General features: G+C 28.2%; 12 protein-coding genes. All 12 read right to left on the bottom strand.

Annotated features, from left to right (window positions below):
* Positions 1 to 17 precede the first annotated feature (17 nt).
* Entirely contained in the window at positions 18 to 1,043 is a 1,026-nt protein-coding gene (locus AB0T67_RS10455; protein ID WP_369220250.1) for a hypothetical protein, read from the bottom strand.
* 7 nt (positions 1,044 to 1,050) lie between these two features.
* On the bottom strand, positions 1,051 to 1,629 hold the full coding sequence (locus tag AB0T67_RS10450; protein WP_369220249.1) for a DUF4255 domain-containing protein: 579 nt from the start codon (positions 1,627 to 1,629) through the stop codon (positions 1,051 to 1,053).
* An 8-nt stretch (positions 1,630 to 1,637) separates the two neighbouring features.
* Positions 1,638 to 1,976, bottom strand: coding sequence for a hypothetical protein (locus tag AB0T67_RS10445; RefSeq protein WP_369220248.1), 339 nt, complete (start codon positions 1,974 to 1,976; stop codon positions 1,638 to 1,640).
* On the bottom strand, positions 1,977 to 3,704 hold the full coding sequence (locus AB0T67_RS10440; protein ID WP_369220247.1) for a glycosyl hydrolase family 18 protein: 1,728 nt from the start codon (positions 3,702 to 3,704) through the stop codon (positions 1,977 to 1,979). It abuts the gene before it with no gap.
* Between the two features lie 432 nt (positions 3,705 to 4,136).
* Complete coding sequence (gene trpA, locus AB0T67_RS10435; protein WP_369220246.1) at positions 4,137 to 4,898, bottom strand: tryptophan synthase subunit alpha; 762 nt, start codon at positions 4,896 to 4,898, stop codon at positions 4,137 to 4,139.
* 4 nt (positions 4,899 to 4,902) lie between these two features.
* Complete coding sequence (gene trpB, locus AB0T67_RS10430) at positions 4,903 to 6,081, bottom strand: tryptophan synthase subunit beta (RefSeq protein WP_369220245.1); 1,179 nt, start codon at positions 6,079 to 6,081, stop codon at positions 4,903 to 4,905.
* Positions 6,082 to 6,110: 29 nt separating this feature from the next.
* Positions 6,111 to 6,773, bottom strand: a complete 663-nt coding sequence (locus AB0T67_RS10425) for a phosphoribosylanthranilate isomerase (protein WP_369220244.1) — start codon at positions 6,771 to 6,773, stop codon at positions 6,111 to 6,113.
* A gap of 2 nt (positions 6,774 to 6,775) precedes the next feature.
* The gene (trpC, locus tag AB0T67_RS10420; protein WP_369220243.1) at positions 6,776 to 7,564 is read right to left on the bottom strand and encodes an indole-3-glycerol phosphate synthase TrpC; all 789 of its coding nucleotides are present in this window, start codon (positions 7,562 to 7,564) and stop codon (positions 6,776 to 6,778) included.
* Positions 7,565 to 7,631: 67 nt separating this feature from the next.
* A complete protein-coding gene (trpD, locus tag AB0T67_RS10415; RefSeq protein ID WP_369220242.1) occupies positions 7,632 to 8,618 on the bottom strand; it encodes an anthranilate phosphoribosyltransferase in 987 nt (328 codons plus the stop codon).
* Between the two features lie 13 nt (positions 8,619 to 8,631).
* Positions 8,632 to 9,210 (bottom strand): anthranilate synthase component II, encoded by a 579-nt coding sequence (locus tag AB0T67_RS10410; RefSeq protein ID WP_369220241.1) that lies wholly within the window; start codon positions 9,208 to 9,210, stop codon positions 8,632 to 8,634.
* A gap of 188 nt (positions 9,211 to 9,398) precedes the next feature.
* Positions 9,399 to 10,790, bottom strand: coding sequence for an anthranilate synthase component I family protein (locus AB0T67_RS10405; RefSeq protein WP_369220240.1), 1,392 nt, complete (start codon positions 10,788 to 10,790; stop codon positions 9,399 to 9,401).
* Between the two features lie 177 nt (positions 10,791 to 10,967).
* Complete coding sequence (locus AB0T67_RS10400; protein WP_369220239.1) at positions 10,968 to 12,251, bottom strand: aryl-sulfate sulfotransferase; 1,284 nt, start codon at positions 12,249 to 12,251, stop codon at positions 10,968 to 10,970.
* Between the last annotated feature and the right edge of the window lie 7 nt (positions 12,252 to 12,258).

Genomic DNA, 12,258 nt, shown 5'->3' with positions numbered 1-12,258 from the left:
GTTAGTTTGATTAAAGGTTATACGTAAATTACTGATTGAGAATAATACACATTCTCATTATTTTTTTCTTTTTTTATTATAGATGATATTGCAGGAACAGGTAATTTCATTTCAAGTTCTAACAAAGCATCTGAAAATTGATTATTATATTCAATTTTTAATACAGCATGTTTTTTCGGTAGTTGACTAAATTTAATAGCATTAGTTGAGGTAAATACGTTAGCCTTTTGATTTCCAAGATATAGTTCTTTTTTTGGCTTTTTATATTGCTCATCCTCTGAAGCTTCTATTTCAATATTTTTAATTTCGATTTTTTTATCCTCAGGAACAATAATTACATATTCTCTAAAAGTTGATCTAGCATTAAAAAATATTTTTAATAAAGGAATTGTATTTTCTTTTAATGATTCTAAAATATTACGCATTTTGATATGTAAAATACCGTAACAATTTGTACTTAAAGTATTAGATAATCCTATAAATTTATTAGATAAAACACCATTTATCCATAGTTCATAAACTCCTATTCCAAAAGCGGTTATATCTACAGGTATATTAGATTGTTCTTCTGAAAATTTCTGATTATAAATCTCTTGATTATCAGTCTTTATTATAATTGTAGTTATTTTTTTTTCAGGAATACTTAAATTAAAACGTAACGAACGAACCTCTAAATATGTTTTTGGTGCTACTGATGTTTCTTTATTTAATCTATTAATAATTTCAGAATTTGTTATATAACTAACACTTTGTTCTTTTTTTTGTGAAGTTATATCTGTATAATTATTAAAATTTGGATCAGAATTTATTAATTGAAAATATAAATCTTCCGTATTTTTAAGTTCTTCCCCTATTTTTTTTGATGAATCTACTTCTGCATAAGCGTGGTATTTATTTTGATATTTTTGAAACCGTATACCATAGTTTTTTAAGATTCGTTGTGTTTCATATACAGGTAATAAATCAAAAATAGTACATTCATTATTCTTAAAATATTGATGCTCTATAATTAATGTAAACCAATGTATATGTTGTTTATTCATAAATATTTTATAATTTTTGAGTACTTGTATCTAAATTATTTATACCTGATATCTGTTCGTTTGCACGTCCTTTCTGAATACTAATCATTCTAACTTTATACACCATAGAAGGCACATATTTAGCTCCTATACCACTCCAAATATGACTCAACTCCTGTATAGGAATATTATATATTTCAAAAGTTAACCGTTCTATTGATGCATCTAATTCGGGATATGTTTCAGGTTTAAAAACTTTAGAAGCCTGAAATACACCTATAACATTCGACAACATTTTTAATGCCTCCATATAATTTGCCGAATTATAATTTGCCGAAACCAATAAATACAAATTAAGATGTACCGCCGGATTCACCTTACTAAAAGAACCTCTTCCATTAGGAACATATTCTCCTCGTGTTTTTACAACCTTTTCATGCTCAAGATTAATAATAGATAAAACAACTTTGTTCTCAATATTGTTAGTTACACTTCCATCTAAATTTATAAGACTACCAACTACCACAACATCATCCGTAAGACCAAAAGATAGCTTTAGTTCTTTATTTAATAAGTTACTTATAAATAGTAATGTTTTATCTAACATTTAAAGTATTATTTTTTATCATTTAATTGAGTTTTTATTGCTGCTACTACCGTTCTTGTAAAATACATTCCTACAAAACAAATACCATATACAACTCTAAAAACAGGATGTTCTTTTGTAATAATTTCTGAAACAGCTTCAATTTCTTTTGATATTTTAGCATCAATAATATGTGCGTCAACACTTATTATATAAGAAATAATTAGAGATAAAGGAATACTAGTAAATGTTACAAATATCAACCATAAAAACTCTTTAGAAACTGCTTTTTTTATACTAGCAAATACCTTCTTAATTTTACCATAATCTTCTTTTACACTTTTATTATCGATATTTAAAGAATTCATTTATGGTAAGTTTTTTTGTTTTTTCTTGATTATTTTACTTGATAAATAAAAAGCATAAACACCTAAAAAGAATCCTATTATTAACAATACAATACCATCATTTATCCAATATTGCATTCTAAAAACAACAACCGTTAATATTAAAATACCTGTTATGTAATATGTCATTAATGAATTATTACTAAAAAAAGCATTACGTGTGTTTGGATATAAAATTGCGATTAAAAAACCAACACAGGCAAAAAATAGAACAAAAGACATTATATAAAGTAAAATTGTTTTATAATTAGTTACTGTAACTAATTTTTTTTCGACACTATTAATTTTACCATTAGGGTCTTTAAGTCCTAATGTATTTACTATTCGAGATACAATAGATACTGTTTTTTTAGATGATGTTTGAGTTTTATCAACTGAGTTCTTATCAGTACTTGAAGTTTCTCCTTCAGAAGAATCAAGTATTTTTGGTGGCTTACCTAATTCTTTACTTATAATTTCCCAAAAATCATTATAACCTTTATCATATCCTAAAGCCCATATTCCTAATCCTTTTAACTTTTTTTCTTTTATGAATTGAGTTTTAAAATAAAAACTAGAATCGTTTTCAAACCAACATTGCCTATAACTATTTTTTGTGTTTTTAATGCTATAAGCGCTATAAGCACTTTTACTTACAGGCTCTATATAAATAGCCTCATTGTTTTCGATATTGTTTTTTATATAGCTAAAAGTTCTATTACCTAAATACTTTTTAACTTTTGATTTTATCTCTAAACTTTTTGTTTCCCATAAAGTTCCATAAGTAGGTAAGGCTAATATTATTTTAGAATTAGGAATATCATTTTTTAAATAATAATCTACGGATGTACTTAAGTTATAAGGCTCCCATGTTTTACCACTTTTTAAAGGTGCAGAAGGTCCTGCATATTTACTTGTTTTACCATAATAATTATACCCCATTATTACAAAACAATCAATAGCTTGATTAATAGCTTTAAAATCTAAAGCTTCACTCCAGTTTACACTAGGTAGGGTAATATATATTTTATAGTTTTTATTTGCTTTTTTTAATCTGTTAGATAAACTAATTAAAAAATTTGTGTAATGTACCTTTTCATTTTTTGAAACACCTTCAAAATCGATACAAACACCATCTGCATTTCTTTTAGATAATAATGTTATCAGATTATTTATTAAGATATCTATAGCTCCATCATTTTTTAAAAATTTTCTATTATTTTTTATTCCAAAATTACTAACAGTTAATAATATTTTTTTATCCTTTTTAGCTCTAATAGAATCTATTAAAGCTGTTGTTTCCCAATCATGTACAGTAATAGGATGACCTGTTTTAGGGTTTACTTCGTATGAAAAATAAGCAACTGTTGATAGTAATGAAAAATTAATACTTTTATAGTAATCTTTTTCCCAATAAGGATACCACCCAAAAACCTCATAATTTAACTTAAAGTCTTGGCTTGTATTAAACCTAATAGCTTTATTTTTAGCTATAGTTGTTAAAAGGTTTGGTGATTTTTTATCTCTTAATATTTTATGATGTTGATGTACAAATTGTCTAGCCTGTTTAACAGAATCACTAGGATTAAAAATGTTTTTTATAAATTTTACTACTTTTTTTTCTTTCTTCTTAACTTTAGAAACATCTTGAACAGGAATTGTATCTACTTTTATAAAGCTATACGAGAACTGCTTTACAAAAACAAACAAAAAAAATAATAAAATAGCACCTCTACTCCTCACTATAAAAATGATTTAATTAAATTAAAATACAAGCTAATAGACTAAACTATTGGCTTATAATATATGAAACTATAAATGACACTAAACACATAAAAAGATAAAAAAACTCTTTAAATTGTTTTTAATGATTGATTATTGAAAAATAATAACTTGAAGAAATTTTATATTAATAAATTTCGGGGAAGATCTAAAAGTTATATTAACAGGATAAATATAGTTTAAATTTTCAAATACCTTATATAATAGCTTAATCCTATTAAAAAAAACAAAATAAAACACTATAAAACAGCTTAATATATTTTATTTTTTTTAATTAAAATTAAAAAAGCCACATACATTTTGATTAATTATCAAAATATATGTGACTAAAAGGTATCTCTAAAAAGATAATCTATAATTTTATAAAACTTTATTTATAAAACTTCCAATACCTCCTACTCCATTTTTATCTAAATCTTTAATAAAAGCCGAACCTATAATTGCCCCATCCGCATAATTACAAGCAGTTGTAAATGTTTTGTTATCAGAAATACCAAAACCAACAACTAATTTACTTTTTAAATTCATTGCTTCAATTCTCTTGAAGTAATCAATTTGCTCTGTTGATATTTCTCCTTTTGCTCCTGTAATAGATGCAGAAGCAACTACATAAATAAACGCATCAGTAAGTGCATCAATTTTTCGAATACGTTCTTCTGATGTATGAGGCGTAATTAAAAATACGTTAGTAATTCCGTATTTTTCGAATAACGCTTTATAATGATTTTCATATTCAATCATTGGCAAATCAGGAAAAATAACAGTTTTCATACCGCAATCTTTTACTGCTTGACAAAATTTATCCTCACCATATTTAATAAGCTGATTTAAATATCCCATTAAAACTAATGGTGTTTTATTGGTGTCTTTTACTGATTTTAGTTGCTCAAAAACAATATCTAAATTCATTCCATTTTGCAAAGCTCTATGACTACTATCTTGTATCGTAGTTCCATCTGCTAAAGGGTCAGAATAAGGTAAACCAACCTCTATAAAATCGACACCATTTTCACTTAAATCGTGTATAATTTTAGTTGTATCATTTAAATTTGGAAAACCTGCTGTAAAAAATATAGAAAGTAAATTCTTCTTTTCTTGAAATATTTCTTTTAATAATTTCATCTTCTTACGCTTTTAAATGCTTCATATACGTTTCTAAATCTTTATCGCCTCTTCCTGATAAATTCACTATAATTACTTGGTCTTTTTTGAATTTTATTTTAGATAAAACAGCCAATGCGTGTGAACTTTCTAAAGCAGGAATAATTCCTTCTAACTTGGTTAATTCAAAAGCAGCTTTTAGGGCTTCATCATCTGTTGCATTCAAAAATTCGGCACGCTTAGTTTCGTGTAAAAATGCATGTAAAGGACCAACTCCTGGATAATCTAATCCTGCAGAAATAGAATATGGCTCTGTAATTTGTCCGTATTCATCTTGCATTAAAATAGTTTTACTTCCGTGAATTACACCAACTTGTCCTAATTGAGATGTTGCTGCACTTTCACCAGAATCAACTCCTAAACCACCAGCTTCAACAGCTATTAAACCAACTTCTTCATCTTCTAAATAATGATAAAAAGCACCCGCAGCATTAGAACCACCTCCAACACAGGCAATAATTGTATCAGGGTTTTCTTTTCCTGTTTTTTCTTTTAGTTGCCATTTCATTTCTTCTGAAATAATAGCTTGTAAACGCGCTACCATATCAGGATACGGAGCAGGACCAACCACAGAACCAATTAAATAATAACTATCTGGATGTTGAATCCAATAACGAATTGCTTCGTTTGTAGCATCTTTTAAGGTTTTACTTCCACTTAATGCAGGCACAACTTTAGCTCCTAACATTTTCATTCGAGCAACATTAGGCGCTTGCCTTGCAATGTCTTTTTCTCCCATAAAAACGATACATTCTAAACCCATTAAAGCACAAACTGTAGCCGTTGCAACACCATGTTGTCCTGCACCTGTTTCTGCTATAATTTTTGTTTTACCTAGCTTTTTTGCTATTAAAATCTGTCCAACAGTATTGTTTACTTTGTGTGCTCCTGTATGATTTAAATCTTCACGTTTTAAATAAATAGTAGCACCATATTTTTCTGATAATCTTTCTGCCAAATATAACGGAGTAGGACGTCCAACATAGTCTTTTAATAAAGCTTTATATTCGTCTTGAAACTCTTTAGATTCGATAATTTTAATATAATTATCCTCTAATTCTTGTACATTTGGATGTAATAATTCAGGAATAAATGCACCACCGAATTGCCCGTAATATCCTTCTTTAGTTGGTTGATATTTCATTTTTTATCTATTTAGTATTCCTCACGGGTTTAAAAAACATTGAGGTCTTTTTTAAATTTTGTTATATCTTTTACTGATTTTAAACCAGCTTCAATTTCAAATTTACTATTTACATCTAAAGCATAAATTGGTAAATTTAATGCTCGTAATTTTTTTATTTCTGATACTTCTTCTAACCCAATTCCACCGCTTAAAAAGAAGGGTTTTGTTAAATTATATTTTTGAAGAACAGACCAATCAAAAGTAATTCCGTTTCCTCCTCGTTCTTTTCCTTTAGTATCGAACAAAAAGAAATCAACTAATGATTCGTAGGGTTTTAAAACTTCAAAATCGAAACTATCTTTAATTCCAAATACTTTTATCAATTCTGGAATTTTATATTTAAGATGTTGCTTTTTATCAGCAATACTTTCTTCAAAAATGGTTCTTAAACGCTGTACATATTCTGATGATTCATCGCCATGTAATTGCAACGTATTTAAACCATATTCTTCGGTTAATGAAACTACTATTTCTGGAAGTTCGTTTACAAAAACACCTACTTTTTTAATTTCCTTAGGTAAATCGGGAATAATTCCTTCAAAATTTCTTTTTGATTTTTCATAGAAAATAAATCCTAAATAATCAGGTTGCAATGCTGCAACTTGTTGGATATTTTCTACATATTTCATTCCACAAACTTTCAGTTTCATATTTATCTTATTTGAGCGATAAAATCTTTACAAGCTTCTCCAGGATTTTTTGTTTTCATAAAATTTTCTCCTATTAAAAACCCTTGAAAACCATGTTCTTTTAATCCTGTAATAATTCTTGGGTCTGAAATTCCACTTTCTGAAACCTTAATTGCGGTATCAGGAATTTGCCCTGCCAAGTTGATAGAATGTTCTAAATCAACTTCAAAAGTTTTTAAATTTCTGTTATTAATTCCGATAATTTTATTATCCAAATCACTAATTTTATCTAAATCTTCTTGTGTATGTATTTCGTATAAAACTTCTAAACCTAAATCGGTTGCTAATTGCCCGTAATTTTTAAGTTCTTGTTTTGTTAAACAAGCTGCGATTAATAAAATAACGTCTGCTCCTATTGCTTTAGCTTCAACAATTTGAAAACCATCAACAATAAAATCTTTTCTTAAAATTGGTATTTGCTGATTTACAGTTCTTGCCTCTAACAAATCGGCCATAGTTCCGCCAAAAAAAGAAGTATCTGTTAAAATAGATTGCGCTGCTACGTTAGCATTTAAATAACCTTCTGTTACTTCTAATATTGATGATGTATCGTTAATAATTCCTTTTGATGGAGATTTACGTTTATATTCTGCAATAATACCTGTTGAACCTACTGTTAATAATGACTTTTTTAATGAAAAAGGCGCATTTTTAAAATTTGGACTTTTTACTAATTTACTAACAGGAACTTCTGCTTTAATTTTAGCAACTTCTGTTTTCTTAAAGGCTATTATTTTATCTAATATTGTCATTTTTTTATGCTTTTGTAATTTTTATGAGTTTTAAAATTTAGTAACTCATTATAATTAACTTTTTACTTTATGCTATTAATTTAGCTAAACATTCTTTTGCTTTCAATCCTAATAAAGAATCTTTTGCTTCTTGATATGCTTGTTCAAAACTCTTTTGATTATCAACAATTTTTAAAGCAAATGCAGTATTTGTAAGCACAACACTATTTTGTGCTTCTGTACCATTTCCTTCAATAATATTTTTGAATATTTTAGCTGCATCAGCAACGGATTTACCGCCAAAAATAGCTGATTGTTGTACTCTTTTTTGCCCTAAATCTTCTGGATTAATTAGTTGTTCTCCATTTTTAGTGAATAACTTAAATCCGCTTGTTAATGAAATTTCATCATAACCATCAAGCGCATGTACAATTCCGTAATTAGTACCTTCTTCTTGTAAAATATAATTGTACAAACGGGCAACTTCCAAATTAAACGTTCCTAATAATTGATTTTTAGGCGAACTCGGGTTTACCAAAGGACCTAACATATTAAAAAACGTTTTTAACGCTAATTCTTTTCTTGTTGCGCTCACCGCTTTCATTGCTGGATGAAATTTTGGTGCGTGTAAAAAACAAATATTTGCTTTTTCTAAGTGCGATTTTAAAATAGCTTCATCATTTGTAAATTGATATCCGAAACTTTCTAACATATCAGAAGAACCTGATTGAGAAGATACGGAATAATTTCCATGTTTTGCTACTTTCTGCCCTGTTCCTGCAACAATAAAAGAAGTTAATGTTGATATATTAAAAGTATCTTTTCCATCGCCTCCAGTTCCTACAATATCAATAGTGTTATATTCAGAAAAATCAACTTTTATAGCCAATTCAATCAAAGCATTTCTAAAACCTGCAAGTTCATCAACAGAAATCGGGCGCATCATAAAAACAGTCATAAAAGACGCTAAATGTGCTTCGTTAAATTTTCCTGAGGCAATATCAATTAAAACCTGTTTTGCTTCAAGTTTTGTTAATCTTTTATGTTGATATAAATTATTTAAAATTTCTTTCATGTTCTAAAAGATTTTATTTTTTAGCGTTGTTTAAAAAATTTCTAACAAGTTGTTCACCTACATCTGTTAATATTGATTCTGGGTGAAATTGAACTGCAGATAAATTAAATTCTTTATGCTGAATTGCTTGGATTCCTCCTTGCTCATCTTTTGCCGTAATCATTAATTCTGATGGAAAATTCTCGTAAGAAGCTGTCCAAGAATGATATCTTGCTGCTTTAAATTTAGTTGAAACATCTTTAAAAATAACTGCATCTTTTTTGATGATTTCCATTTCGGTAGCAACACCATGAAATACTTCTCCCATGTTTTCTATTGCTCCACCAAAAACTTCGGTAATTGCTTGTAAACCTAAACAAACTCCAAAAATTGGTTTTTTACCTGCGTATTGTTTTATAACCTCTTTTAAAATACCTGCTTCGTCAGGAATTCCTGGACCTGGTGATAAAATAATAACGTCATATCTATCAATTTCTGTAACAGAAATTTCATCGTTTCTGAATACATCTGGCAAATTACCTGTAATATCTTCTACCATGTGTACCAAATTATAGGTAAACGAATCGTAATTATCTAGTATTAATATTTTCATTTTTTTCTAATTGTAATTGCCTAATAAATGTTGTTATTTATAAGTCAATTTGTTTGTTTATTTTTTAAGATATTAATGAATAATCTAAATAATATCTTAAAACTCGCTTTTGCGTTAGGGATTGAAACGGCATCCTTTTTATTTTTTTTCAAAATAAAAAGATATAGTGGAAAGCCCGCCCGAACGCCCTAAATATTCTCTGCCAAAATTAACGCTTTTTTCAGAGCTGCTAATTTATTATTTACCTCTTGTAATTCTTTTTCTTCATCAGAATGAATTACAATTCCTGCTCCTGCTTGATAATATAACACATTGTTTTTACTAACAAACGAGCGAATGGCAATGGCTAAATTTACAGAACCGTCTAAACCGATAATTCCGACTGCACCTCCATAAAAACCTCTTGATTGGTTTTCGTAACTATCGATTAATTGCATGGCTTTATATTTTGGCGCACCACTTAATGTTCCTGCGGGGAAAGTATCTCCAACAATTTCAATCGGATTTCCTTTTATTTTTCCTTGCACAGTCGATACCAAATGAATTACATGACTAAAATATTGAACTTCTTTAAACACCTCAACTTTTACATTATCGGCATGTTTACTTAAATCGTTTCGAGCTAAATCAACTAGCATTACGTGTTCGGCAGTTTCTTTTTTATCTTCGGATAATTTTTTCCCAAGCTTTATGTCTTCCGCCATATCGCCAGTTCTTCTGAAAGTTCCTGCAATTGGATTTATAGTTGCTTTTCCTTCGTTAATTTTAATTTGTGCTTCTGGTGAAGATCCCATTAATTTAAACGAACCGTAATCGAAATAAAATAAATAAGGTGATGGATTTATTGAACGTAATGCTCTGTATACATTAAATTCATCTCCTTTAAATTTTTGTTGAAATTGACGAGATAATACTAATTGAAAAACATCTCCTCTTTTACAGTGCGATTTTGCTTTTACAACATACTCTTTAAAATCTTCATTGGTACAATTTGAAGTTTCTTGTCCGTCTATTTCAAATTTTTGAGTATTGAAAGCTTGTGCTTCAATAATAGTTTCTACTTCTGAAATTCTTGATTCAGTTCCTGCTTCTACATTTTCAATAATTGTCATTTCATCATTAAAATGATTGATGGCAATTATAAATCTGTAAAAACTATACTGCATTAAAGGTATTTTAGACGGAGCGTCTTTTACGTTTAATTGTATGTTTTCAAAATACTGAACACTATCGTATGTTGAGTAACCATATAATCCGTTGAATGATTTTAAGGCTGGATCGCAATCTAAATCTACCGATTTAGAAAAGTTATCAAATAAGGTATAAAAATTCTTATCGATACTGTTTTTTTCAATAACTTTTCCTTGTTTTGAAACAACAAAATCGTGATTTTCTACTTTCATTGTTACCACAGGTTCAATAGCTATAAAAGAAAAACTTTCTTCTTTACTATGGTAATCTGAACTCTCTAACAATAAGGTATTAGCATATTTATCTCTAAATCGTAAATACAACCCTACTGGAGTAATTGTATCTGCAATTCGTTTTTTACTAACTGTTTTAAATGCTATTTTATTCATTTTATTTATTATTAAAAACAAAAAAGGCTTATCGTGAGATAAGCCTTTTCTTTATATAATATATACATATAGGTTTGTTCTCACTTATTTATTAAGAGAGTTCCACCACCATATGTTGTTTTGTTTCATCATTATGATACAAAGATATAAAAGTTAATTTAATTATTTATTAAAGTTTTATTTTAATTTTAAACTTTCAATAGCTGAAGAATCCCAAGTATATCCATATCCTCTCCAAAAAGAACCTGTTTCTCCTTTATATTTCCAAGCAATCTCTTTTTCTGGTGTTACTTCCCAAAAACCGTATCCTCCTTCACAAATTAATGTATTACCATTATCTAATCGTACTGCTCCTGATATTTTCTCATAAAACAATTCTGAATCTGTAAAACTCCAAACTACATTTGGTTCATTACTAGCATCAGTTTTCAATTCAAAAACACTTGGCATAGCTAGCTCGTATACCGTTGACTGACTTACATCAGCCCCATTCATATAAACTAATACATTACCAGCTCCTGGTTGATTTTTTTCTAAAAAATTAGGAAAATGATTTCTGTTAAACATACGATTACCAAATGAGTTTTTATAAGCTTCAGGGTTTCCAAACCTATATAATAAATCTCCTCCTTTATTATAATTACCTCCTACACTTTTTTTAGCTTCAACTGATGTTGTACTATGGTCAATAACCCATACTTCACTATAATAATTTACACTTACATATATTACATTTTTATCAACATCAAAATCTATTCCATTTGCATGCATAATATCTCCATTTTCTTTAGGGAAATAATTAATATCGATGCGTTCTGGACTCTTATTTAAAACACCAAATGTTGAAGTAATATCAGAAAATTTATCTTGAATAATATGATCAAAACTATGCCATTCCCATACTATTTGATTAGTACTAGGGTTTACCTCTATTAATACTTCTGGATAAATATCTCCATTTAACTCAACTCCTTTTAGTTTAGCTTCAGATTCTGTAATTTTTTCCCATGCTAAAAAAAGAATATTTCCATTTGGTAACATTTCTACATCATGATGAGCTAAATAATCTTCAGAAGCATATTCATATTCCCAATTAATAGTTCCGTCAATATTTAACAATCTAACAACACCACCGCCACCGCCAAAAGAGAATGCAGGGTCTTTAACCTTAAACATACCTAATAATTTACCATCTGGCATAATTTCAAGGTCATTCCCTAAATTTAAATCAAAATCCCATGTTTTAACTTTTTCTCCTGTTTTATCAATTAAATAAGATTGTTTCGCTCCATTTTCAACAGCTAGCACTAAACCTTGATCTATCAAACTTTTTTCATAAACCTCTACGTTCGATGTTAAAATTACAGGATCTGTAGTCTCTTCTTTTATTACATCGTCTTTAGTACAATTTAAAATTAAAACTGTAAATAAAAAACAACAATATTTAAACAACTTATTCATAAATATT

Source organism: Tenacibaculum salmonis, assembly GCF_041053065.1.
In the GTDB taxonomy this organism is placed as follows: Bacteria; Bacteroidota; Bacteroidia; order Flavobacteriales; family Flavobacteriaceae; genus Polaribacter; species Polaribacter pacificus_A.
Note: the sequence above shows the minus strand (reverse complement) of the source record. Positions and strands in the feature narration are given on the sequence as shown.